Here is a 25459-nt window from a genome sequence, read left to right as displayed (position 1 = left end):
TCACTTAATCCGGCAATCGCCGTTCTGCTTTCAACTGCTCCTGTTGTTCCAGGGAAACGTCTACACGGCTTGCCTGCTTCTGATCGTCCAACAATTCGTTGGCGCCTTTCTTGAATTCGCGCATCGTGCGCCCGAACGCTTTGGCCAGTTCAGGAAGTTTATTCGGCCCGAAGAACAACAACAAGATCAACGCAAGCAATACAATACCGGAAACACCAATACCAGCCATCTTATAACCTCCACTTCTTGAATAGCGAGTGTTCCTTTGAATCTTAAATTTGGTAGTAGCTACTTGAAGACTCGCATGGTATAATTTCGAACAAATTCAACAACCACTCTAGGGAGATGATTAAGTGCACATCCGTATGTACAATTTCGTCAGCGACCTAAGCCTTTCCGCCCAACATGTACAGGCTCCCGAATTTTCCCCGCTGCTTATCCACCCGGATCACCATGAGATGCTATATATAATTGAAGGAAAAGTGCAGCTTAACAGTATTGATCATAGTTATGAAGTCACTGGTCCTGCTTTAATTTTAATTCCACTGAATACGTTTCATCAGTTGATACATATTTCCAAGCATTACAGCTATGCTTATTGGGAGCTTGAGGATCATGCACATGAGTCATTCCCACAGCCCCGTCAATGTACGATTTGGAATACTCTTCAGTGCTCAACAGACCAAACCGCACCTCTGATTGAAAATCTATTTCAGCGTATGAATGCATTGGTTGCATTGCTTAGCGCAAATTGGGTGCAGCAACATCCAGATATTATTCATGAAATGGCGCATGCTGATCTTACAACCATATTGTCTTTAACCCGACATGTGCTGAGTTCTTATGATAAGCTCGGTGACAATATAACCGTATCCGCTAATAAGCGGATCGCTTCAACCAAAGAAACGGTAGAAATGTTAGTCCGTTGGATGGAAGAAAGCTACTGGGATAATATCACCCTGCAAACTCTCGCCGAAAGAGTCCATTTTAATTCTTCCTATTTAGTTCGAATGTTTAGAAGGTATCAAGGGGAAACCCCTTTTCAATTTCTAAACCGCTTGCGAATGAAAGCTGCGATAAGCTATCTGGCCAACAGCAATTTGACTGTGGAAGAAATTTCTTATACGATCGGATACCAAAGCATTCATTATTTTAGCCGATTATTTAAACAAACGTATGGCAAAAGCCCCTCCCAATGGCGAATAGAGCATAAAATCCCCTCATCATGACAGGAACCGAGCATCAAAAAGCAGCTCTTGCACCCCAGCATATAAAGGCGATGCAAGAGCTGAAATCCATTCGCCTACCAGCCCATTTCTTTTCTCAGCTTCATTGTGCTTTCATTAAATTTATCTACCCGTGAAACAAGGGATGTAATATCGAATTCTTTGTACATGCTTTCAAACAATGCCGCATCAATGTTTTGGAATTCATCAAAGTCTGGAATAGTCGGTCCCGGCAAGTAACAGCACATTTCTTTGGTCATTTTGATAACTTCGGTGTTCTTTCCTTTCCATGTCGGAGTCCGGTCAATTTCATCATCAATATCAGGATGAATGACAAACGTATTGGAGCCATTTTTCACATTCCACTTTTGTGCTTCTAGTTCAAATTGAAAGCTGATCCATTTAAACGCAGCGTCCTTATTCTTGGATGCACTTAGCATCGCGATCGGTCCAAGAAGCTGAACGGTTACCTGTTTCTCTTTGCCTCTTGGCAACGGCAACACATCCCAATCGAAAGTGGCCAGCTCATTGTAGCCTGGAATAACCCAGTCCGCACCCAGAGTAAACAATACTTTTCCGGTTAGGAAGTTATTCGCTTTCTCCCAACCAAGCTTTTCTGCCTCTTCATCGCTAGGCCGAACATGCCACTTAGTCGTTAACTCTTGCAGCCACTTCATATCGGCCAACACATCAGGCGTGTTCAATAAATTTTGAGACAAATCCTCATTGAAGAACCGCAAATTAGGTGCATGACCGTTAGCAACAGGCAAAATCCAATTAAAATGAGAGGCCATCAAGGAGTCATAAGAAATGCCGTATTCATTTGCCGCAGGATCTGTAGCCTTCTTGGCCATTTCCAGCATATCGTCATAAGTCCAGTCATAGGGAGGCATTTCCATGCCATGTTTTTTCAACAAATCTTTATTGACAATAATCCATTCCGATATCGCGGTATACGGAACCGCCCAAAGCTTGTCATCCGGTGTTTTAAATGCCTCTAGGAAGCCATCTATAATCTTTGCATTTTGAATGGTGGGGTCATTCGCAATATAGGGAGTCAGATCTTCCAACATGCCGTCCTTCAGCCAAGGACTCAACCCTGTTATCCACACTAAATCCGCGGGTTCGCCGGCCGCCTGCATGGCTATAGCTTTATCAATGCCCCACTCCTCCACTTCGATTGTAATCCATGGATACTTTTCATGAAACATATCAAATAATTCTTGATGAGCCCCTACATGCCAAGCCAGCAATTTCAAAGTGACCGGCTCGTGCTCTTCTTCCTCTTTGGGAGGATCAACATCAACTTCTTCTTGATTCGTTTGTCCGGTTTGTTCAGTTTCTTTAGGATTTGTGTTATTTATATTGGAATCTGTTTTCGAACAGGCCGTCATAACCATTAGACATACTAACGCTGCCGTCAGTAACTGGCAAATCAAAACCTTCCTCTTCATACTTAACACCCCTTTTGAATAGTGGATTAATAACTTTCTGCCACCAAATTGCCGCCATTGTCGATCGTCACTTTATAACGGGTGCCATTGGGCGCCCTGAGAATAATACCTTCTCCTGCTACATCAAGCGACCTATTTAATTCATTAATCAATGAATTCCGGTAATGATTGTCTACTCTCGTGTACATCTCCATTCCTGTAACAAAGGTGGATCCCGCCTCAGCCGTTATTTTAATCCTCCCATAAGCAGCGTCTGGCGGAATATTTACATGGACCATGAAATCCGACCAGCCCGCAGTCATGTCATCTGTTCCGATCAATCTAGTTTCTAATGTGGAAGAAGCTGTACCATCGGCTTTTGACCAGACGATTCGGATGCCTGCTTGCCCAGAACCATTACTAATTCTCGCTTTTGCCTGAAAGACTGCCTCTGCATTGGCAGCCAAAGTAAAAGGCTTCGAAAGAATATATGCCTCACCGGATGCACAAACCTCGATAGAACTGCTATACCCCTCGGGAAGATCGGAATTCGATTTGCAAAAGTATGTTCCAAAGCCAAGCACATTCGTCCAGATCCAGCCCGATTTTTCATCCGTATTATGCGTTGTAGCCATATTCTCTCCAGTTGTGTCTACGGAGGAGAGAAGATTAGCATATTCTCGCTTGTCATGAATCGTATATCGTTTCAATTGATTACCCTGCGTATAAGTAAAGTGGGAATCGGTCACAAAAATCCGGCTTCTTTCCTTAGGTATGGCAATCTTCTGCGGATTCCAATCCCCGAAATCGCACCCACCAATGCTGACGTGGTAAAGCGGCGCCCCGTTCAAACCAGAAATCATATAATTGGTAAGATAACCGCCTACGCCAGCGCTTCTGATCATTCTAATATGATTGAGGCGTAAGGAACCTTCTGCATTGGCAGCGATTTCAAACATAGGCAACCCGGAATCGCCCCCCATAAATCCGCCGTGAACGCCATCAATCGATACATCGCCTTCGGCCACTACCCATGTACAAGGCATTTCCATCACACAGTTCGTTATGATAATGTTTTTCCCCTTGATCCCGCAGCCTTCCAAATCTATCACTTTCAGAAGCTCACTATCTTCCACGGAAACCTGACCAATTTTACAATAAATCAAATAAGATTCTGCTTTTTGAAAAGGATTGCCTTCCATCAGCGACCACTCTCGCTCATGGCAGTCCAGCGTGCTCCCTGAAATTTTCAAAAATCCGTTGGGTTGGTTGCTGATTAGGCAGTTCTGTGTGCCTCTTGTGACATACCCATACAAATAATTTTCACTTTGCGAAGTATCATATGGGTTGGGATCGTCAAGCCAGGCTCCATACTGAATTCCAACCAGGATGTTCCGAATAAACAAGCCGAATATATTTACATAACCAGAATGCGCATGGCCAGGTCGCGAATACCAATGAATGGCTGCTTTGTAGTTGGTATTAAATTGGCCTTCAATTTTAAGATTATGCAAATGCAAATAAATGCCGGTTATTTTCAAGATCGCATCTTTATCGGACTCCGAATGGCTGCCTTGCGAAATTCCGATCAGAAAATACCCGTTAAAATCAATCGTTTGCACATCCCCCTTCATTTCTACGGATCTAACATAATAATTCCGAGTAAAAATTACGGTTTTGCCAGAATCAAATGCCGCCTGTACAGCTTCCGTATCATCAGGACCAGTGCCCAACTTGTAAAAATCGGGCGTTACGGCCCGACCGCCAAATTCAGAATCAATACGGTCGAAATTCCCATTGACATCATTAGGTGTCAGCGGATCTGATTGATTCAGCTTTAAATAGGTTGACGTCGATAACGAAGCACCAGATGACAAAGGTATACAACCACCCGCCATAAAAACCAATCCCCCCGCTCCAAGCGCGGTCAGCAACTTTCGTCTGCTGATGGCCTTGCTTGTTTGTCCCTCTTCATTATTCATGCGCGCATCCTCCTTAATGTTTGTTCGGTTTAATAACTTACGCCCCCTCTCCTTTATAACTTTAGTCTACAGAGAGAGCCTGGCAACGTCTTTGCAAATCCTATTGTTTTTATACGCTCACTTCTCTACTGAAAACCCCTTCCGTAAGAAAGCGTTTGCATTTTATTGACTTCCTTTTCCTTTTTACATACATTTTTCCTCGCTTCAACGTCCTTATCCGCCTCTAAAAATCCGTAAGCAAGCATCCAAGGCTGTAAGGTGCAAACGGCTGCCGAGGGCAAAAAAGCAAGCCCGGCAGCCGTTTCATATGGTTTGGATTGTTTATAATCGATTGTATTCCTCAGGATGCCAGCGTGGTAATCGTTTTTTACTCTACAAGCCCGGTACGCTCAATTCCCTCGGAAAACCAGCGTTGTGTAAATGTATAGATAATAAGGGGAGGCAAAATAATGAGAAAGGCCGCGGCCATCTTCGGTCCTTCCGAAATCGGATCTTTCCCTACGCCTGCATTGAAGTTAATCGCGCTGTTGCCCATAAGCTCCTGCTGCATCAGGTTAAGCCTTAACGACAAAGGTAAAAACTCCTTATTAAGAAACATCGAAGGTTCATAATACATATTCCAGTACCAGATAAATGAAAACAGAAAAACGACAATGATGGCCGGGCGAGCCAGCGGCAGCATAATGCGAAAAAACAGACGATATGCGCTCGCCCCATCCATTTTGGCAGCCTCCTCCAACGCTTTCGGCTGGGTCAGGAAAAACTGGCGAAATATAATGATGAATAACGCTCCTCGCAGCCCCTGGGCAAACATAGCCGGAATAATGAATACCAGCGGGGTGTTCAGCCAGCCGAGCTTACCGAAAATCGTGTACATCGGGATGATCGTAATTTGCGGCGGAACCATAAATGTGATGATAATCAAAACAAAAGCCGCCGCCTTCCCCGGGAAACGCAGCCTCGCCAACGCGTAGCCCGTGATTGCACAAGATATAACTTGCAATAGCGAGCACGACAGAGCGATAACAAGCGTGTTCGTGAACGCCTCAGGGTAGTGAAGTCCTCGCCACGCATCGGCCAGATTTTGGCCATGGAGCTTGCGCGGAATCCATTGGACGACCGGATCAATCAGATCGCTCACCGATTTAACCATAGTAGACATCATATAAAATAGAGGCTGTAAATATAAAAAAGCAATGACAGCCAGCAAAAAATAGATGAGCGCTTTTGCCAGCCAACCGTCGTTCAGATTTTGTCCTAGGAGCACTTTTTTCACTCGCCCCGCCTGCCGGCTTTGCATATACTGCCTGATATTCATTTTAACCTGGTAATAGCCCTCTGTAATTCTCATCGGAAGCCTCCTCGCTTTATAACCGAACGGTATGTTATCCAGAGCACCGCACCCAGCAGGAATAGAATGAGAAGGAAATACATCCAAGCCTGCGCGCTTGCGTAACCGTATCCCGTTTGAGGGCGAAACATATTATCTCTTACCGTATACATCACCGGATTGAAAGGAAAGGTGAATAAATCTACGACTGTGAATATGGCATTAAGCCCAATAAATGGAACCATCCCCGGCAGTGTTATTTTCCAGAAGCTTTCCCATGGCGTTGCGCCGTCAATGCGGATGGCTTCGTATACGGAACGGGAGATGGTTTGATAGCCCGCAATAAAGATTAGAATCTGCACGCCCGAATACCATAAAATAATAACTGCCTTGCTAAGCACATTCAGCAACGGCTCGGCGATTCTCGGCCCCACGAATTCCCGGATCACCCCGTCGAGATTATACTGTGCAATAAACGGCAGCTTACCTGCCCCCTGACCGAACAATTCCATCAATACCTGTCCCGTGGCGAAAATAACCGGAAGGAAAAAGATGGCCCGGATCAGCGACCTGCCGGGAAGTCTCTGATTCAGCAGCAGTGATACAAAAAATGAGAATATGAGGATAAGCGGTATGATTAGCAACATTTCTTGAAAATAGGTAAGAAGTTGGATCGGATAGATGTTATCCTCCGTTAGCACTCGCCGGAAATTTTCGAGCCCAACCCATTCATATTTAAAACCGTCATTGGTCAAACGAACGTTATTAAAGCTGTTGAATAATGACCAGCCCACCGGAAAGCCAACAAACGCCGAAAAACCTATCGCCCATGGCAGCATAAACAGGTATCCGGTACCGTAATCTTTCAAGCGGAAGCTCCAATATCCCTTTTGCCTACTCACTGTAAGCCCCTCCTTTCTCCACCTTGAATGTGCTGCTGTTATAATCGACAGTCACCCGGCTCCCATCATCATAGGTCATCGTATAGACGCCCTCTGCCTGCTTGACATGTTTCACCATCTGAAGATGGAGCAGTGGCGCCAACTGATCGAACTTCTTATACTCCTCGATGACTCGCTCCTTCCAAACCCCGTACTCACTACTGTACACATGTTCATAATGCGTTCCTTTAAGCTCGCGGCTGCGAGTATACGTTAACCTGAAGAATGGAATCGCTCCATATTCGATCGCTTTAAGCATCTCTTTGTCGTACTCGTTGCGGAAATTGCCTTCTTTGCCGGAATACAAGACATAACCGTGTACCGCCATCGGATAAAAAGGAACTGTCTCATCCACGAAATAATCGTAGCTCGATTCCAGTGGGAAATTGGTGAGCAAATCGCTCGCAACCAAACTATAATCGTTGCCGCGCCCAGTGGAGGATAAACCGAGCCGCTCTTGCGTATATGCCAACAGCGACTTGTACAGATGAGCCGTGTCCTCCCGTTGGACTCCTCCATCGGCATAGTCGCGGAAAACAGTACTGCCCGCTCCATCAAATAGAAGTCCGTTCACCCCCAGCTTCTCCAGCTTATCAATCGTATCCTTGGCTGTTCGGACAGCTGTTTCGGGTTTCAGCAGGAAGGTGCCTCCGCGCGTCTGAAATACCGTGGTATCGATGCTGCGGATGCCTTCCGTTTTCATGGAAAGCTGTGTCGCGTCGATTTTCATTGAAGCGAGAGAATCCTTCAACAGAACTGGAAATCCCCGCTGCTGCATGCCAGTCGTAAATTGCCGTAACCCCTTTGCTCCTCCCAGCTTTTGCTGTACAGGAAAGCGCCGATCCGTTTCCCCGGTGCCGCCCGCCTGCCAACCTTCATAGACAATAGTCATATTGGCGACTCCCTCGGAGACTAGCTCAGCTATCATCTGCTCGGCCTGCACGAAGGTTGTCGTCGGTACATAGCTTCTGCCGCCGAACGCATCCTTTGTACCTCCGCCCACAAGACCTAATTGAAGCGGAATATGCTCAAAGGTTGTCACTTCTTTAGGCAGCTGATGCGTCTGAAGCAAATAATCGCGATAGGCAGCCGCCATCCCGCTATAATCGGCCTTCTCCCCGGATAGCAGCCGGTATTCAATAACCCGATCTTGGCGGATACGCTCCTTCTGCACGGAATTGACCGGCTGGGCCATCATACTGACCTTGCGCCAATACTCCTCTCGATAAGCAAACTTCGCCCCGATGGAGTGGTAGCTAGTCTGAACGCCGGCAGGCATTGCAGTAATACGCGTCGTATATTTGCCGTCCTTGACAATAGCCGCATACGCCTGATCCCCGCGCTTGATGCCGAATACGGGGTAAGCAATCGCCTCCTGCGGAACCTTCTTCTCCTGTAGATTGGCCGGGTCATCGTCATAAATCATATAATCATAGCGGTTGCCGGAAGGAGGTCGAATGCCGTTATAGTAGACAAGTCCGCCCGGACCGTCCGGAACAAACAGGTACCCTTCCTCTTCTGTGCCCGAGACCGCCCCGAAATAAGGCAGCAGCTGCAAGGAGAATAAATAATTGTCGCCATTTTCTTTAATTCCCTGCGTCGGAACGGTCACCTCCAGTCCATGTTCCGTTAGCTCATAACGTATGGCAAGCGTTAAAAAGAGCTTGGGATAGTGATAGGTAATCTCAACCCCCTGCTCCGTCAGAATCGCTGTTTTGTCCAAATTCTCCTCCAAGGCGTTCGTCATATTTCGTTGCGCCTTGCCCGCGCTCACATATTCCAGTACAAAGGGCGATTCCAGATTCGAAAGAATCATGCCCTTAACCGTTTCTGCGGCTAGTTGATCCTTGGAGGGATTGCTGCGCCACAGAAAACCGCTGGTTTTATCCAGCACAGCAATCTGGGTTGTGTCAGGCGCAAAGAATAGCGTAAAACTAGAATTTTCAGTAACGGTCGCAAAGCCATTCTCATTAAGCTGCTTCGGCAGCCAGGCTTCGCCCTGCGCCAGCGGAATAAAGTGTTCCATACGCTCAGAGATGCCCATCTCCCGCAGCCTTGGCAAAGTATCCCGATTCCCCCAGGCGATTACGCCCGCCAAAGTAGCGGCCAGTAGAAGCAGTACGACAAATAACCGCTGCCTAGGCTTCCGTGGCCATAGCTGCAACCATTTCTGTGGACGATGCACGTTTTCAACATACCGATTAACATTCGGATCAGCCATAGAACGTCACCTCCCGGTATATTTGCTTCAAAAAGTCAAACAGGTTAAAACTCAGGCCCGATAAAATAACAGTGAATATCCAGATGATTGCAATAGTAAGCAAAGTAATAAACGCAATTTTCAGTGCTTCGAAGAAATCAAAGTTATGAATGACCTGATTCATAATAAAAAATTGGACCGCGATCCATATCCACATGACCTGAGTGATCGCATCGACCAGAATTCGTTCTTCCAGTACTACGATGTTCGATAGAATGATAGCTGGCAGCATTAGTACGATATAAGGCACCAGGGCGTAGACGCTTGCCTGTAGCACCTCTCGAAACCGTCCTTCGCCGCCTTTCACGGCGCTGACGAGATAATTGGCTATAATCCAAGTTGTCCATGGCACGAGCAGCAGACAAACCTCCAGCAGCAAGTTCACCTTGCTCAAATCATAGGGATGAAAGATAAACCCCATTTTGAAGATAGAAAGCAAGCGGACGGCTATTGCAAGCAGCACGATCGTCAAAATCATAGCCCATGATATGGTGCGCTCTTTTAGACGGTAGAAGCCCTCATACGGATGCAGCAGCAGATACCAAGCGTCCCTGGCTTCCCTTCCATACTGAATGGCAAAGGCCGGCCACGCCCGCCCCTTGACAAACCTCCTGATACGCTTGAAAAAATAACGTAAAAGTAGAGCGAATATAGCTAGTAGTACTACAGCAAACAATAAGTTGTTTTGTATCCAGTTGTAGCGGATGTTCCAGAAAGCTTCGGAGTAGCCGGCAGCGTCGAATGAATCCCGAAAGTGGTCCATTGCTTCCTTATACCGCTTCTCATGCATGGCAATTTCCCCAATACCTTTGTAGGGCAGGTTCATCATGCCATTCTGCTCCACCACTTCTTCCCAATAGGGTTTGCTTTGCTCGTAGCTGCCTTCCGTATACAGCTTCACTGCTGTCAGAAAGCTATCTCCGAAAGCAGTCCGTTTAAAAACTTGCAAGACATTCAAACTGCTGTCGGCAACCCAAAGCTCCTTCTTGCTGTTCACCCCCAGACTTGTCGGATAATTGACAATGCCATGCTGATGTGCCAATTTATCCGAAGCCCCGAAGTACAGAAGCACTTGGCCATAAGGATCATAGACTGATATTTCTCCCGACTCGCTGTTCATGCTATACAAAAAACGATCCGAATCAATTGCGGTATCCACCAGCTTGCTTTCGTAAAAGGATTTATTAAAAAAAGCATCCACACCGCCGGCATTCAGCTTTTTAATTTGGCCTTTGTCAACGCCGAAGCTGGTCGTCAGTAGAAAGCGATCGGTAGAATACGTCACATTAGAAATCGCCCCGGGACGTTTGGCCACTTCTTGATCGAGCTGATGCTGATTAAGAATCGACCGCTTCAACCGTGTCAGCCAATCAATTTGGGTTTTATTAACGCCAAAGAAGCCTGTGAACTGGCCTTCCCCGTTCATCCTCAGCAGCCCCTGATAGGAATCTTTATTCACGATGTACATGACGCCCCTATGATCCACAACCAGCTTGGTTGGCACATAAAAGTATCCCTCAGGCAGCAGAGACGATTGCGGCTTATTGAAGGCGCGAACAAATTGCCCCTCCGCTTCGTATACGACCACCCGTTTATTGCCCGTATCGGCCACGTAGATCATACCATCTCCGGTAACAAATACACCTTCCGGCGCATTCAGGCTGCCCTCGCTTTCACTTCCCTCCTCACCAATCGAACGGAGGTAGCGCCCCTGTTGATCGAACACCACTATACGGTTGTTCCCGGTATCCGCGACATAAACCAGATCATCGGCGGTGATATATAGATCGCTTGGCTCCGATAAGGGCACATCGATATCTGTGTAACCGATTACTTGTCCGGGTACATAAATCGGTTGAATCCTGATCGCCCGATTTGTCTCTTGATCCATAAACCAGGTTGAATAAGGCAGACTGGCCGAAGCCTTCGGCGGAAATAATGTCGCCATAGCAAGCTGCAGCCCTGCAAAGCAAGCAACTAGCAGCTTCAATGAGATTCGTCCTTTCATTTATTTCACCCCCGAATGCAGCATCGTCTGAATCATTTTGCGCTGAAACAGGAGAAACATGATGAGGTTTGGAATAAACATCAACAGCGCCGCCGCTGCCGCCATACTTTGACCGGCCACGCTGTTCTGAAGATTGATCGTCAGGCTCGACACATAAAAGCCGATCGTCTTCATCGTTTCCTTCGTCGTGTATAGTGTTGAGCCTTCTATATCCAGGTAAACCGCTTGGAACGTTATAATCGATATTGTTGCTACCGCAGGGGCCGCAAGCGGTATCATAATACGCGTAAAAATATACAAATCATTCGCTCCATCGAGTTTTGCGGCTTCTATTAGCGCATCCGGAATCTGATCAATAAATTGCTTCATCAGAAACACCGCTACCGGCGAAGCAATAAACGGCAATATATGAGCCAGGTACGTATTTGTAATACCGAGGCTGCTTACGATCAGATATCGGGGGATCGCTACAGTCTCGGGCGCAAACATAAGCGACAGCATAATCATCGATAGTATGAGGCCTTTGAAGTGGAATCGGTGCTTGGAGAGTACATATCCCGCCATCGTGCTGACCAGAATGACAACAACAAGCGAAAGAAAAACGACAATGACGCTGTTGAATAAATAACGGGTAAATGGCACGACAGCTGCTCCCGCATGCAAAAATAGCTGCTCGAAATTGCGCATCGTCGGCTCCTTCACCCAAATCGTAGGCGGGAACAAGAATAGCTCATTCATCGGTTTAAAGGCATTGTTGAACAAAAAAATAATGGGCAGCAGCATAAAGAATGCCAGGCCGATAAAGCAAACAATAAGCAGGGATCTAGATATGGAAACCCGTTTGAGCTTGGAGAGCCTTAAGAATAAAGGTTTTTGGAAGCTCCTGAAGAGCTCCAAAGTCCTGGACAACTGTGAAAGCTTTGGAGGCGGCAATTGGGTCATCGACTATTCCCCCTCCTTTGCAGCAAATAAACGATAGCAAAACCGCATAACCAGATACGAGATAACTAATAGAACTACCGAAACTGCCGAGGCATAACCCCATTCATAACGTAAAAATGCGTAATCATCGATATGATTCGTCATCAAATGGCCAGAATAGCTCGGCGTAATGGCTAGGCCTGTCAACTGGGTCGAGATAGCGCCTGCCTTAAGAGTTCCTACTATGGCCATCACCGCACTAAACAGCATCTGCGGTTTCATTGACGGTATTGTAATGTAGTACGCTTCTTGCAGCACATTCTTGATTCCGTCAATTCGCCCAGCCTCGTACAGCTCCGTATTTACGGTCTGCAACCCGCCCAGCATAGCGAGAAAACCTACGCCCATACTTGTCCATAACGTTACGATAATCATAATGTTCATCAAATATTTCGGATCCTGCAGCCACAGCTGCGATGTCTCAATCAGCCCAAGTTTAAGCAGGATATTGTTCAAATAGCCTACACGATCTCCGCTGAAGGTAGCGATCCAAATAACGGACAGCGCTACTCCCCCTGCCATCGAAGGCGCATACAGAGCCAGTGTAAAGTAGTCGCGAATATTCCGGGGCAACTGATGAATGAGCCAGGCAAAAACAAAGGACAGCGCGTAGCCCCCTGGCCCTACGATTAGTGCAAATTTGAACGTATTGGGCAGCGTGTGCTTCATAAATACAATGTCTTGCGTCAGCAGGGCGATAAAATTATGGACGCCGATAAATGCCGGAAACGAAAAACCATTAAACGAGGTAACGCTGAGCAACAGGGCCATGAGCACTGGAATTAATATAAAACCGCAAAAAGCGATAAGAAACGGCGCCAAAAACAAATAGGACAGCCGGCTATCCCAGCATTCCCTAAAGAATCGGCGGAACCGCCGAACGAAGCGGGCTCCCCCAGGCGAGGAAGGCGATCCCTCAGCTGGAAGAGTCAGACTTTTATTGTTCATTCGCAGCGCCTCCTTCTTTCAAGCTTTTGCTAAATTTTTCTTCACTGCGCGTTATATTCAGATTCGTATCCGGTCCAATGCCAAACTCCTTCTGCTTGCGCGTCATTTCCCGCTGCAGCGATATCGCTGCCTTGCGAAGCGCTTCATTGGGCGGCATGCCGCTCAGCACTGTGTTATTCCAGGCAAAATCCATTTCCCTTCCCAGAAAGTAATAACCCGGCACGTATGGCATATTTCGCCCCCAGCTTGCCTGCTCGGTAAGCACCCGCATATCCTCCTCGGGCCATGGCACATCCTGCAAAGCCTCCAGATTGGCCGAATTCCAACGGTATTCAATCCCCGCGAACGATTCTATATCATTAGCATAGCTGGCTTGCGTGTCCCGCGAGGTCCACCATTCAAGGAACTTCCACGCCTCATCCTTTCGCTCGCTTTTCTCCATCACCATTGCGGCTGTCGTGCTCTGAGCCGACCAGCGAACAACCGTTCCATCCTCCTTTAACCGCCCCGGCAGCGGCGCCATTTTCCACTTGCCGCTAATTTCCGGTGCCGCTACACTAAGCTGGATATACGTATTGTAATCAGCAATGCCGATGGGAATATCACCGAAACGGAAATGGTTAAAAAAGGCCGGAACCTCCTTCGGCACGTTGTAGATGCTGAACAAGTCCGTCCATCTCCGAAATGCAGTCTGTGCCGCCTCGCTATCGATATTCGTCCGCATCCCATCTTCGGTATAAAACTCAACCCCCTCCTGATAGAAGGGCATAATAAATTCTTTCGCGGGGTAATAAAGCTCCATGCCGTTCTCCTGCAGCGTTGGCATTAGGTCCAGCATCTCGTCCCAAGTATCCGGCGGATGAAGGCCAAGCCGTTCAAAGACATCGGTCCGATAAAACATCACGGCAAAAGATTGAGTTTCCGGCAAGCCATAAATGCCCCCGTCATACGCGTAGGAACGCATCACACCTGGGCTAAACCGCTGCACAATTTGCTCGAAACCCGGCTGCACGGATAAGTCCGCTGCTGCTCCGCGCATCGCATAGTCAACCGGTGTTTCCATTCCTATGCCCAGCGCAATATCCGGTTGATCTCCGGCTGCATTACCCAGCATAAGCACATTGGTGCTTGGCATCAGATTCACGTTAACCTGTATGCCAGTACGAGGAGTGAAATCAGCCTCAATCATTTTTTGCAGCAAATCGACATAATCCCGCCCCCGTTGCACCCAAATGGTAAGCGCTTCGTCCTCATTCAAATCCTTTAAATCATATTGTTGAAAAAAGGTTCGCACAAAATTATGCGTACCGTAGCTGATTCTGTCCCAGAGACCCGGCAGCTCCAGCTCCGGCTCAGCTTCCCGCTCGCGTACGACCAGAAAGTCCAGCAGAAGCGCCTGGCTTTCCAACGGCTTAAGCCATGTATTGATGCTCGTTTGAATATCCGCAAATACCTTGATTTGATTCGGAATATCATTGACATTCTCAAGCAGCTCTTCGAGGCTGTTCATGGCCGCAGAAATGGCCGTAGTCGGATCGGTCACATGCTGATTCAGGCCATTGGCATAATCCCGAACCGTCCTAAGTCGTTCGATAACGTCGGATAGCTTGGTCTCGATGTGCGGATCATACGTCTTTAACTGCCAGTTCCTTCCTGTATCCAGATTTGAGCCGCTCCCGCTGCCGTAATTGCCGGAAATCAGACGAATATCCCGCTCCACAACGCTTAGATCCGTCAGTGCGTCCCGCAAGGACTGCACAGCAGGGGCAATCAAAGCGCTATCGGCGATAAGCCTGAGCTGATGATCTCCTTCTTCCAGCCAGAAGAGGTAAGGTTGTCCCAAGTCATCCATGAATGGCTTGATCGTCATATCCGCTTGAGCCGGCAAGGCATAATGCAGCAGCTCGCGGAATGGCACCTTCCCGTCCAGCAGCACAGTGCGATATACAGCTGCCTTGCCGTTATAGGCCTGCAAATACTTCATGTCAATTACATACCAACCGCTTGAAGGTACGGTAAATGCCCACTCAATCCAGTCCCCGGCCTGCTGCCAGCGTTCTCCGCCAATCGTATTATAAACAAGCCTTCCTTTGGGATCGGGTGAAATATAAGGCTCCGCCAGGCTCTGTGTCTGAATCCCTATCGCAGATTTGGCAGCATACTGCTCAGCCTCGATAACCGTATACCAGTTGCTGCCTGGTAATTCGGCTGGGGTAAAGTTAGCTGCTACATAGTCGGCATACGACGGAATCCGTTGGGGAGCGGCAAAAATTAAAGAAGCCAGCGCTACTGGCTCACGTCCCCCTGTCATCCGAATCGTGTTTTTTCCCTTCTTGAGCGGCCACAAAAGCGGCTCCGACGACACCGCATAATCTACGACCTGCAACGTGCTCCATTTGGTTATTTCGGTCTGCACCGGACGAATTTCGTTGCCGAGCCCGTTGCGCTCATACGGATATTGGCCGTCCTTCCAATGCCTCTCGAGTATGATTCGCTCCGCTTCCTGATATGGATAACGCTCGTTAATCTGGATACCGCGTGCGACACTCGCATAGCTGCCCTTTATTGGTAAATATTCAATCGTAAGCGCATACAAACCCTCCTGCGGAACCTCCATCGTCCACTCAATCCAGCCTTCAGAACTCGTCCAGTCGATGACGTTTCCCTTTTGCTCATCGTTGCGTGCTTGGATCTGGCTGTCATGCGAGATGGCTGAATAATCCACCGCTTGGATCATAATTTTTTCATGCTTCATCTCCTCAGCCTGATTGCCGCGTAGCCACTCCGCATACACCGGTAACGGTTGTGCTTTAGGATCGGAAGGCTCCGCAAGAACAGCTCCCAAATGGATCGAGCTGGCTTGATACTTGGGAAACAACTGTTCTTCCTTAAATTGACCTTTTGATATCCACAGCATAAGGATTAGAAACAGGATAAAGCACCAGCTGATTATTTTCCGCATCGAGTATCCTCTCCTCATACGGAAGCCCCCCGGAGCAAAAGCGATTCCCCGCTCTCCCGCTCAAATAGATGCACTTTATCCATTCGCAGCACCAACTTGATCGTCTCTCCTATGCGCACGGGTATATGGGCATCCGCCCTCGATACGATGGTAGTCCCCCCCAGATCGGTATGTATATAAGTATCAGAACCCATGGGCTCTTTCATTGCAACGGTTACTTGAACCTGCCACTCGCCATACGGCTCGGCTTGCAAGGCATCAGCGTTACATAGCACATGCTCCGGGCGCAGCCCGAGCACAACCTGCCGCCTGCTTTTCGGCAGCCCTTGACCCATCCCTTGCAAGTGACGTGCATATGCCTTCGGCAAAGGCAGCCTCAAACGTCTATTTTCAAAATAAAAACCATTCTCATGTAATGCAATTATCCCGTCAATGAAATTCATTTGAGGTGATCCAATAAAACTCGCTACAAATTTATTTGACGGTTCATCATAGAGAATCTGCGGAGCGGCCACCTGCTGAATTCTGCCATCGCGCATGACCACGATTCGGGTGCCCATTGTCATCGCTTCTGTCTGATCATGCGTCACATAGACGAAAGTGGTCTGTAATTGACTGTGAATTTTAATAATTTCTGCACGCGTCTGCGCCCGAAGCTTGGCATCGAGGTTCGAGAGTGGCTCATCCATCAGGAATGCTTTTGGCTCGCGCACTAATGCGCGTCCCAATGCTACCCGCTGCTTCTGCCCTCCGGACAGTTGGGCGGGCCGCTTCGTTAATAGGTGTGAGATTTCAAGCATTTTGGCCGCCCGGCTGACGCGCAGCTCCACCTCATGCTTAGCCACCTTGCGCAGTTGCAAGCCAAGTGCCATATTTTCATAGACCGACAAGTTCGGATATAGCGCATAATTTTGAAACACCATCGCAATATCCCGATCCTTTGGCGATACATAGTTTGTAAATTTGCCGTCGATGTAAATATTCCCTTTAGATACATCCTCGAGTCCGGCAAGCATTCGCAGTGTTGTAGACTTGCCGCAGCCAGACGGTCCAACCATGACGAGAAACTCCCCTTCCGCCACATCGAGATGAAAATCGTTTACCGCGGGATTGGGCTCACCCTTGTAATGTTTGTATACATGTTGAAACACCACATTTCCCATAGTTCTAAAAGCGCCTCCCCTCAGCTTGTCCGCAAAGCTTTCAAAGCCATTGCCCGCAAGCCTATTTATCCTGTGATAAGCTAACCCTGCTAATTCTGTTATTTCTGCATCAAAATTGTGCGACCCGGAATGTTGGCAACGTTTTCATTTCTTATATTATCTAATTTATCGCACGTCCCCGCTTCCCGCCTTTGTTACTCTAAGTTTACAGAGGGAATATGGCAGCGTCTTTGCAAATCTTATTGTTTCTTGTTCGCTCGTATTCTTATGATAGTCCCATCCTTTAGTGAGCGTTTGCATTTTATTGACTTGTTTGATGCATGCACATTTACATTCACAAAGCCACATCAATAAAAAAAGGTATCTCTAGGACAAAGTTCAAGTCCCAAAGATACCGTTTTTTATACCAGATGTTGCCCATCGTTCAAACAGCTGCTACTTCCCTTCGACAATTTCGCCTTGCCACGCCAGCATGCCGCCAGCGACATTAACGACGTCAAAGCCCTGGAGCGTCAAAAATTCGCATACGCGTCCGCTGCGTCCGCCGCTGCGGCAAATAAAGACAACTTCGCCCTCAACGTCATGCACTTCGTGAGCGCGCGCTTGGAATTGAGAAAGCGGTATGCTTCGCGCTGAGCTGATATGTCCCTCTTCCCATTCGTCAGGCTCGCGGACATCGATCAGATTTAAAGCTATGCCTTGGTTCAACTGCTCCTGCAGTTCGTCGGTCGTCATTTCGCGGTACATCGTTCCATCACCCTTCACCTTGGAAATTAAGCTTTCCTAGCATTGTAACGCGGCTGGACCGTCTATGTCCAATCCAGCGCAACAAAGCTACTTTCCGCCTCGGTTATTGGATCTATTTTTGGCAGCGAGCAGCCGGTTCATCGTTCCGGCATCATCTGGCTGCCGTGATGAACTCGGATTCGCCGACTGAGATGCGGGTGGCCGTGGCTTGTTCGACGAATCGCTTTGCCGCGATTGTTCTTGTTGAGATAGTTCATGCTGCGCAACCGGCTTAGGCACGGAGCCAGGAGAGCTAGGCGATTGAACGGGAGGCGCTGTCGACCGAGTACCGGAACGCTCCAGAACCGATTCGCTTTGCGAGGAAAACTTCGGCTCGGTCGTTTGCCCCATCCCGGTTGGAACTTTGGCTTGTCCCTCCAACTGTTTCTTCGTAAGTTCCACGCCGGCAGCCTTCCCGTTATCATCCGCTCCATAAAATCGGGAGCTGGCTGCCGCCTTTCGTTTCAACTGCTGAAGGGCGGTTGCTGTTGGCGGAGCGACTCTACCGTCCGCTCGCCCCGCGACCTTGCTTCGCATTTGAAGCCGAGCTATCGCCTGGCCAACCAGCAGCCTCCATGGAATCGATAATCGGCGCACGGCGATGTCCAACAGCCATAATAATAAAATCGTAATCAGCATCTCTCGCGTCCAGTCATACGCTTCCCTTCGAATCGTCTTATCGCCGCGGAAGGCTAATAGCGCATCCTCCAGCCCCAGCTCTCGCCCGCCTGTAAGGGATGCTATCCGCGCAAGCGTTTCTCCGCCTTTGTCATCCTGTATGCGATATTCCGGCGAATAAGGGATGACAAGACCCGCCGTCTGTCCGCCTTCCGATACGTATTGGCCTTCCTTCGACAATTCCCCCACTTTTGCGAGATAGGCGCCAGGCTGCAAACTTCCGATCGACGCCTCGTATTGCCCCGGCGCAACGGGCATCAGCTCCGTCGGTTCGGCGGAACCGCCCTTAGCCAATCCTTCGATTGTCGCACCAAGCTTCGTGTTGCCGCCTGCGCCAGCCTCGCTGCTGCTTTCTACCTTTAACAACCCGGCTCCGCCCGTCATCTCGGCCGATACCCGGTAAGGCGTGCTATCGAATTGCGGGAACGTCCATTTCACCCATTCTGCGAACAGCTTCGGAAATGACTCCCACTGCATCCATTGCGGAGACCACTTGCCTGTGACGTCGCTCGTCCATGCAACGGTCCGCCCGGAGCCGTATTGCCATCTTGCCAGCACGGGATCTCCCTCCGGCGACCATAGCGCCACCTCGGCAAGTTCCTTGGCGGTTGTCGCGATATATGCCTGAAGGGGCGGTACGCCTTCCTTCCATAGCGACGCCCATTCTCCGCTGCTGCCGATTGCCGGGAAGAACTCGCCGTCTACCACATACGTTCTGGTCATCAGGACCGTCTCGCGGCTAAATATGGCAGGAAGCGTGCTTTGATCCCGCGTAAAATAATATCGGCCCTTCGCATCATTCGCCAGACGCTGGAGGAGCGCCTGATCCGCGCCGTCTCCAACCGCCACAGTGGACAGCGTCATCAGATGATCGTTCATGGCATCCGTGATGACGGAGTAATTCCCCGCGCTTCCGGACTGTCCGTCCGTCAGAAGAATCATATGCTTCCGTTCCGCTTCCAACTCAAGCAACCCTTGATAACCCGATTCAAGGGCCGTATAGATTTCCGTGCCGCCTTCAGGCTGAATTCCCTGAATGTTCTCGATGACGTCTTCCCGGTTCGACAGCTTAGTCGGCTCGACGACCCACCAAGGCGCGGAGTCGAAGGCGACGACGCCTACCGTATCCTCGTCCCTCATCAGCTCCACGGTGCGAATGGCAGCTTCCTTGGCAAGCTCCAGCTTGCCGTCCGACATGCTTCCCGAACGGTCGATCACAAGAACAAGACCAAGCGAAGGAATCTTTTTCCTCCCCTCAAGATCCATACGGACGGGAAGCGCATCCTCGATAGGGGTTTTGAAGTAACCGCCAAGCCCGTAGGACTGCTCGCCGCCAAGCATCATTAGGCCTACTCCGTAATCGGAAACCGCGGAGCCCAGCCACTCCATAGGTTTCTCCGCAATTCGGGTTGCAGGGACATTATTTAAAATAATGCTGTCATATGCCGCGTATTCCGCCAGCTCCTGGGACAACTGCTCGGGCTCAATCGTGTCAAAGCCGATCAAGGAAGAAGCAAGCGCCCCCTCCAGATTGACGGATGACCCCGGATCTCCTTCGACGATGAGCACTTTGGGAGGACCATTGACGCGGCTAAAAGCATATCCGCTGTTGTTTGCCGCCTGCTCGTCTCCATCGACGTGGATTTCGGCGCGGAATCTGTGGAAGCCGGGTTCAAGCGCCGTACTTTGCAAAATAAAGCTGTTATCGCCAACCTCCAGTTGTAAGTCGCTGATGCTTAGCTGTTGATCGTTCTGGTAAATCCTTAGCTCGGCTTCCCCGGAGAAGGTGCTCTTGATTGTAATCTCGAAACCGAAGGTTTCGCCTTGCTTCAAGGAGGCGGGCACCTTGAGCTCTTCCAAAGCGGCGTCTCGCTTGAGCGCCGACGCCATCGGTACCACGTCCACGGCGAAGCCGCCGTCCTTCAGCATTCTGGCTGCGCGAATGGCATCGCCGCTGTTCTCCGAGCCGTCCGACAGGACGACAAGCCGTCCTCCGCCTTGTTCCCGAAGCATCGCGGCGGCAAGCTGAAGACCTTTGGCCAGGTCCGTATACCCGTCCGACAGCCCCGTCCTGAATCGGTAGTTATCTTCTTCGGCTAACGCTTCCGAGGTCAACCCGCGATCTACGACAGCGGATAATCCAAACGAAACGATGCCACCGGCATCGCTTTTGTCCTTGTCGCGCCAAGCCTCCGCGATCCATTGGCCAATGCGCGGATCTTCATTCATGCTGGCCGAACGATCCGCTACGAAAACAACGTTGCGTTGCTCTTGCGTGCGATAGGGCTGTACTTGCGCGAGAAGAAGTACGACAAGCAGCAGGATGGTGGAACGAATCGATATCGCCGCGACTTTGCGCGCGCCTGACAGTCGGCTTGCCGTCCGGAACATCCAAATGACATAAGCTGCCCATGGCACAAGCAACCATAGAGCTAACGCATGCTCAACCGATATGCCCACGGCGGTACACCTCCCACTCCAGCATAATCAAGCCCAGCAGCAAGACGGCTGCCCAATGGATCAAGGATTGCTGCATGCCGTTGTTTTGCTTTTGTCCGGCGTTAACGGTTTGATTGTCTTCATCATCTTGTTGCACGGAGTGAAACGCAAGCTGTTCGCCAGAAGTAGCACGAACGGCCTTCAGTTCCTCCATATCCGGCGAAACGGCCAGCAAGCGGGAGGCGATCAGTTGGCCCGTCGCATCGCGTTCTTCCAGACGATAGAGACCCGGCACATCGGGAACGCGTATTTGACTATCGTTCCGTTCCACCTCAAAGGCAGAGCTGCCGGTTTCTTGTTCGCGCGAAATGAGCTCAGGACCTTCCAGCTTCGCCCACCGGGCAGTCTCCGTCTCCGCTTGCAGCGCGACAGGCATAGAGGACCCGGCAACGCCGGATCCCAGCTGGGGCAGCGAGCTGCCGTTCATCCACTCCGCGGCTTGCACGATAAGAATGGGAAACTCCGGCCTAAGCGGCAGATCCGTGTCCTGCAGGTTAAAGGTAAAACGAAGGCGAGGACGTCCCTGCTCCGTTCCGGCAATAATTGCGGGATATCCCCCATACGTAAGAACAGGATCTCCCCATGCCGCGTCTTGACCGCCAGGCTCGTACAAACGCCCGATATGCGTGTCCTGCAAGGTAATGTATGCCGTAACGGGGTGCTCCAAGGCCTTCGCTTCCGTACTTGTCGGTACAACCGTGCCAACGCCATCCGCTACCGGATGATCCATATTCCATACCGGCATGCCGCCAAGCCAATCCGCCCAACCTGCCGATTCCTTCAGCTGTTCTAGCTGCCCATCTACCAGAACCCAGTCCAGGTCGCGGGCGATCTCCCCTGTCGGCGGAGGTTGATCGGGACTGCTTTTTACAATCTGAACGCCAGCCAGAGCAAGTGCTTTTTCCAGGAACATGTTGCCGCTAGTGACAAGCAACGCTTTGCCTGTCTGAGAACCTTGCGGAAATTGGAATGCCATGTTATCCGCCGCAATGAAGTCCGGCTCGCCGCGAAGCTCCGCGGTATAGTAATCGGCCGGAGGCAAAACGTCCGTCTCCTCGCTTTGCCAGCTCAGAGCATCCGTCTCCATGTCCACTTCCGTACGGTAAACTTCGCCCTCATCCAGCACGAATGCCCTTATTGTCACGTTATAGATTCGAGAATGCTCGCTATCATTGCGCACCGTAACGGTCGCAATTTGATGCCCCGGAGAGCTTCCGGATTCGCGCAGGCCAAAGCTTAGAATTGAGCCATTCTCGAACGGCGAGTCTGCCACCTCTGAGGGTCCAGCATGCCATCGCTCCGTTTGCGCGTTCAGCAGCAGCTCCGAAGCTTCCTCCGCGTCGATCCATTCCCCATCCGTCAGTACGATCGTCTGGCCATCCTCCCCGCCATGAAGCGAATCCGCAAAGGATAACGCAGCCGAGTTGTCTGATCTGCCGTAGATCGGAACGATGCCGCCCAGAATCTCGGCCAGCCGTCGATGGTCGCTCTCGCGAGACGCCAGAACCTCAGGCTCCGCGCCAGAAACGACAAGCGAGATCGGTCTCCCGGACGGCTGCTCCGCCAGCCAAGCCTCGGCTTGCCGGAGTCCGTGCTCCAGCCTAGTCAATCTCTCGGGTCCTTCGTCGCCCCTACTTGCGCTCATGCTGCCCGAACGGTCGATAAACAACACGGCATGTCCATCCGGGGAAGCCGCCCCCCATCTCACGGGCTGCATAAGCGCAAGCACTGCAATAAGCGCCGCGAGCAGCTGCAGAAGCAGCAGCCACCTGCTCCGCAGCTTCTGCCAAGGCCGGTTGGCTTCCTGCTCTCGCAGCAGGCGGTTCCATAACATATGGCTGGGAACGACGGTATCGGTATATTTTTTTTTGAGGATGTACATTAGCGCGATAATAGGCAAAGCAACTGCGAACCAAGCGGATGCTGCCGATAGGAACTGCATGCCGATATTGTCCCCCTTTCTTCATGATGCGAATGAGAACCAGCCCCTAAAGCCGCAGCGTATTCGGAATTGTGGCAAGACTGGCTACTATATCGGAAATGGATCTGGATGTGTCGATGAAGACAAACGGGATGCCGCGATCGGTGCATTGCCGTCTCAGCTCGTCCTGAAATTCTGCCAGCGTTTGACGGTATTGTCGCAGCAAGCCGCCGGACAACGCCACTTCCTTGCCAGTGCCGAGCTCCGCGTCGATCAACCTTAATTCCCCATCCAGGCGCGGATCGAGCTCCTGCGGAGACAACAATTGGACGAACACGACATGCTGACCGGCAGCTGCAAGAGCGAGGAGCGTCTCAGCTATCCCCGATTCATACCAGCCATCCGTAAACACCCAGCTCACCCCTGCTCTTCTGGGCAATCTCCCCGGCTGCCGGAATGACTTAGACAAATCGGAGATACTGACATCTGCTTCCCGCGTCTCTGAAGGGTCAGGCGGAAGGGCTGCTGTCGGGTTTGCTGGCTTCTGGTCGGCCAGATACCGAAACAGATGCAACGATGACGCGCGGCCGCCTGCCAGCCGCACACCTTCGTCCATCCCGTGTCCGGCGAACGTTCGGACGGAGAGACGATCACCGCCGCACAAGGCGGCGTATCCGACGGCTGCCGCCAGACGTAGGGCGCATGTCAGCTTATTGGCCTCTTCACCGCCGAAATTCGACATGGAGACGGAAACATCTATATACAACGTAGCATGCAGCTCCTGCTCATCCCAATATTGGCGAATGAACGGTTTGCCCGTTCGTCCGTACACGTTCCAGTCGATTCGTCTAATATCGTCGCCAGGCGCGTACGGTCTGTAATCGGCGAACTCCTGGGAGCCGCCGAGCGAGGTCGAGCGTCGTTTGCCCGCCAATGTCCCTTGTACGCGGCTTCCTCCGGCCAGACTCATTCGCTCCAGCTTTGCGAGCAGTCCAGACTCCGGGAACAAATAGGAGAAAGCCTCGTCACCGCCCTTTATCTGCTGGAGCTCCTTCGTCGAAGTCATCGCTTAGCCTCGATCTCGCGAATAATGGACATCGTCATGGCGTCCGTATCCATCCCAAGCGCCTGCGCTTCGTAGCTGAGCACGATGCGATGCCGCAGAACAGGCAACGCGACATCGCGGATATCTCCCCATGACACATGAAGCCTGGCGGAGGCTAGCGCCTTGACCTTCGCTACGGACACAAGCGCCTGCAGCGCGCGCGGTCCTGCTCCGAATCTTGCATATCGCTTGATCTCTTCCGGCGCGTCCGCCTCGCCGGGATGGGTCATCATGACAAGCTTGACCGCGTTATCCAGCACATCTTCGGAGACAAGCAGCTCCCTCGCCGCAGCTTGCAGCTCCAGCAGCTCGCTACCGCTAATGATCGTGTTCGCGCTTGGTTTCGCGCTTGTCGTCGTGCGGCGAACGATTTCCTTTAGATCTTCCCGCGTCGGATAATCCACTCCGATCTTCAACAGGAATCGGTCCAATTGCGCTTCCGGAAGCGGGTACGTACCCTCCTGCTCGATCGGATTTTGAGTAGCCAATACGAAGAACGGCCGAGGCAGCTTATGCGTCTCGCCGCCTGCCGTTACCGTGCCTTCTTGCATCGCTTCCAGCAGCGCGCTCTGCGTCTTGGGCGTCGCGCGGTTAATCTCGTCCGCCAGGACGAGATTGCCAAAGATCGGTCCCGGCTGGAAGCGCTGCGCTGCGGCTCCCGCCGCGCCGAAGTCGATCAGCGTCGTCCCCGTAATATCCGACGGCATCAGATCCGGCGTAAATTGAATGCGGGAGAATTGCAGCGCCACGGCGTCGGCTACGGTACGGACCAGCATCGTTTTGCCTAGTCCCGGAATCCCCTCCAGCAGAGCATGTCCGCCTGCCACAAGACACCAAAGGAGCTGATCCACAACCGTACGCTGCCCCACGATCACCTTCCCGACTTCCTCCCTGAGCGCCGCAATCCGGCCCGCAGCCTCCGCAAGCTGCTCCTTCGACTCTATCATAGTTAATGCCTCCTCTTATGGTTGCAGGGGCGTAGAGGGTCCCTGTTGTATTCGGATTTGCTTTTGTTCTTATTAAACGTGTTCTTCTTTATCATCGTTTTCATAATCTTATTTTTCTCAATTGTTTTCTCAGCCCGGCACTTTGATGAGTGATTGAGTATGATAATTCAAACTCAATTGTGAACAGAAGTTACTTTCTGAGCAGACGCGAATGATTTTTCATACACATTTTTGCCGATTCCCCTTGCGAGATACGATTGTGTATGAAAAATCTCCCGGTACTTTGACG

Annotated in this window: 17 protein-coding genes; 1 reads left to right on the top strand and 16 read right to left on the bottom strand. The window is 50.5% G+C overall.

Annotation, left to right across the window (positions count from 1 at the left end):
* Positions 1-4: 4 nt before the first annotated feature.
* Positions 5-229: a twin-arginine translocase TatA/TatE family subunit gene (tatA, locus tag H7F31_RS19750; protein ID WP_187100171.1), complete on the bottom strand. Its 225-nt coding sequence runs from the start codon at positions 227-229 to the stop codon at positions 5-7.
* 124 nt (positions 230-353) lie between these two features.
* On the opposite strand from tatA, the gene H7F31_RS19745 reads away from it, so the two are divergent.
* Positions 354-1229, top strand: a complete 876-nt coding sequence (locus tag H7F31_RS19745) for a helix-turn-helix transcriptional regulator (RefSeq protein ID WP_187100170.1) — start codon at positions 354-356, stop codon at positions 1227-1229.
* A 74-nt stretch (positions 1230-1303) separates the two neighbouring features.
* Here the strand turns inward: H7F31_RS19745 and H7F31_RS19740 are convergent, their stop codons facing one another.
* From H7F31_RS19740 to H7F31_RS19670, 15 genes are all read right to left on the bottom strand, one after another.
* The gene (locus H7F31_RS19740; RefSeq protein ID WP_187100169.1) at positions 1304-2680 is read right to left on the bottom strand and encodes an extracellular solute-binding protein; all 1377 of its coding nucleotides are present in this window, start codon (positions 2678-2680) and stop codon (positions 1304-1306) included.
* A gap of 26 nt (positions 2681-2706) precedes the next feature.
* Positions 2707-4641: a hypothetical protein gene (locus tag H7F31_RS19735; RefSeq protein WP_187100168.1), complete on the bottom strand. Its 1935-nt coding sequence runs from the start codon at positions 4639-4641 to the stop codon at positions 2707-2709.
* 367 nt (positions 4642-5008) lie between these two features.
* Positions 5009-5992: a carbohydrate ABC transporter permease gene (locus H7F31_RS19730; protein WP_187100167.1), complete on the bottom strand. Its 984-nt coding sequence runs from the start codon at positions 5990-5992 to the stop codon at positions 5009-5011.
* Complete coding sequence (locus tag H7F31_RS19725; RefSeq protein WP_187100166.1) at positions 5989-6873, bottom strand: carbohydrate ABC transporter permease; 885 nt, start codon at positions 6871-6873, stop codon at positions 5989-5991. The genes H7F31_RS19730 and H7F31_RS19725 overlap by 4 nt, the downstream gene beginning before the upstream one ends.
* Complete coding sequence (locus tag H7F31_RS19720; protein WP_187100165.1) at positions 6866-9133, bottom strand: DUF5696 domain-containing protein; 2268 nt, start codon at positions 9131-9133, stop codon at positions 6866-6868. Before H7F31_RS19720 ends, H7F31_RS19725 begins: the two co-directional genes overlap by 8 nt.
* Entirely contained in the window at positions 9126-11180 is a 2055-nt protein-coding gene (locus tag H7F31_RS19715; RefSeq protein ID WP_187100164.1) for a YIP1 family protein, read from the bottom strand. The genes H7F31_RS19720 and H7F31_RS19715 overlap by 8 nt, the downstream gene beginning before the upstream one ends.
* Positions 11181-12122 carry a carbohydrate ABC transporter permease gene (locus H7F31_RS19710; RefSeq protein WP_187100163.1) on the bottom strand — a complete coding sequence of 314 codons (942 nt, stop codon included), beginning with the start codon at positions 12120-12122 and terminating at the stop codon, positions 11181-11183.
* Between the two features lie 3 nt (positions 12123-12125).
* Positions 12126-13109, bottom strand: a complete 984-nt coding sequence (locus tag H7F31_RS19705; protein ID WP_187100162.1) for a carbohydrate ABC transporter permease — start codon at positions 13107-13109, stop codon at positions 12126-12128.
* Positions 13099-16071, bottom strand: coding sequence for an extracellular solute-binding protein (locus H7F31_RS19700; RefSeq protein ID WP_187100161.1), 2973 nt, complete (start codon positions 16069-16071; stop codon positions 13099-13101). Before H7F31_RS19700 ends, H7F31_RS19705 begins: the two co-directional genes overlap by 11 nt.
* 14 nt (positions 16072-16085) lie before the next feature.
* Positions 16086-17234: an ABC transporter ATP-binding protein gene (locus H7F31_RS19695; RefSeq protein ID WP_187100160.1), complete on the bottom strand. Its 1149-nt coding sequence runs from the start codon at positions 17232-17234 to the stop codon at positions 16086-16088.
* A 435-nt stretch (positions 17235-17669) separates the two neighbouring features.
* The gene (locus tag H7F31_RS19690) at positions 17670-17981 is read right to left on the bottom strand and encodes a rhodanese-like domain-containing protein (RefSeq protein ID WP_187100159.1); all 312 of its coding nucleotides are present in this window, start codon (positions 17979-17981) and stop codon (positions 17670-17672) included.
* An 87-nt stretch (positions 17982-18068) separates the two neighbouring features.
* Complete coding sequence (locus H7F31_RS19685) at positions 18069-21158, bottom strand: VWA domain-containing protein (RefSeq protein WP_187100158.1); 3090 nt, start codon at positions 21156-21158, stop codon at positions 18069-18071.
* Positions 21142-23139, bottom strand: coding sequence for a vWA domain-containing protein (locus H7F31_RS19680; RefSeq protein WP_187100157.1), 1998 nt, complete (start codon positions 23137-23139; stop codon positions 21142-21144). Before H7F31_RS19680 ends, H7F31_RS19685 begins: the two co-directional genes overlap by 17 nt.
* 46 nt (positions 23140-23185) lie before the next feature.
* Entirely contained in the window at positions 23186-24184 is a 999-nt protein-coding gene (locus tag H7F31_RS19675) for a DUF58 domain-containing protein (protein ID WP_187100156.1), read from the bottom strand.
* Complete coding sequence (locus tag H7F31_RS19670; RefSeq protein ID WP_187100155.1) at positions 24181-25170, bottom strand: AAA family ATPase; 990 nt, start codon at positions 25168-25170, stop codon at positions 24181-24183. The genes H7F31_RS19675 and H7F31_RS19670 overlap by 4 nt, the downstream gene beginning before the upstream one ends.
* Positions 25171-25459: the final 289 nt, after the last annotated feature.

This window comes from Paenibacillus sp. PAMC21692, from assembly GCF_014303795.1.
In the GTDB taxonomy this organism is placed as follows: Bacteria; Bacillota; Bacilli; order Paenibacillales; family Paenibacillaceae; genus Pristimantibacillus; species Pristimantibacillus agaridevorans.
This window is presented reverse-complemented; position numbering and strand designations above follow the sequence as displayed.

Coding starts and splice junctions, on each gene's coding strand:
- tatA (WP_187100171.1), bottom strand. CDS start 229: ATGGCTGGTATTGGTGTTTCCGGTATTGTATTGCTTGCGTTGATCTTG.
- H7F31_RS19740 (WP_187100169.1), bottom strand. CDS start 2,680: ATGAAGAGGAAGGTTTTGATTTGCCAGTTACTGACGGCAGCGTTAGTA.
- H7F31_RS19735 (WP_187100168.1), bottom strand. CDS start 4,641: ATGAATAATGAAGAGGGACAAACAAGCAAGGCCATCAGCAGACGAAAG.
- H7F31_RS19730 (WP_187100167.1), bottom strand. CDS start 5,992: ATGAGAATTACAGAGGGCTATTACCAGGTTAAAATGAATATCAGGCAG.
- H7F31_RS19720 (WP_187100165.1), bottom strand. CDS start 9,133: ATGGCTGATCCGAATGTTAATCGGTATGTTGAAAACGTGCATCGTCCA.
- H7F31_RS19715 (WP_187100164.1), bottom strand. CDS start 11,180: ATGAAAGGACGAATCTCATTGAAGCTGCTAGTTGCTTGCTTTGCAGGG.
- H7F31_RS19710 (WP_187100163.1), bottom strand. CDS start 12,122: ATGACCCAATTGCCGCCTCCAAAGCTTTCACAGTTGTCCAGGACTTTG.
- H7F31_RS19705 (WP_187100162.1), bottom strand. CDS start 13,109: ATGAACAATAAAAGTCTGACTCTTCCAGCTGAGGGATCGCCTTCCTCG.
- H7F31_RS19700 (WP_187100161.1), bottom strand. CDS start 16,071: ATGCGGAAAATAATCAGCTGGTGCTTTATCCTGTTTCTAATCCTTATG.
- H7F31_RS19695 (WP_187100160.1), bottom strand. CDS start 17,234: ATGGGAAATGTGGTGTTTCAACATGTATACAAACATTACAAGGGTGAG.
- H7F31_RS19690 (WP_187100159.1), bottom strand. CDS start 17,981: ATGTACCGCGAAATGACGACCGACGAACTGCAGGAGCAGTTGAACCAA.
- H7F31_RS19680 (WP_187100157.1), bottom strand. CDS start 23,139: ATGCAGTTCCTATCGGCAGCATCCGCTTGGTTCGCAGTTGCTTTGCCT.
- H7F31_RS19675 (WP_187100156.1), bottom strand. CDS start 24,184: ATGACTTCGACGAAGGAGCTCCAGCAGATAAAGGGCGGTGACGAGGCT.
- H7F31_RS19670 (WP_187100155.1), bottom strand. CDS start 25,170: ATGATAGAGTCGAAGGAGCAGCTTGCGGAGGCTGCGGGCCGGATTGCG.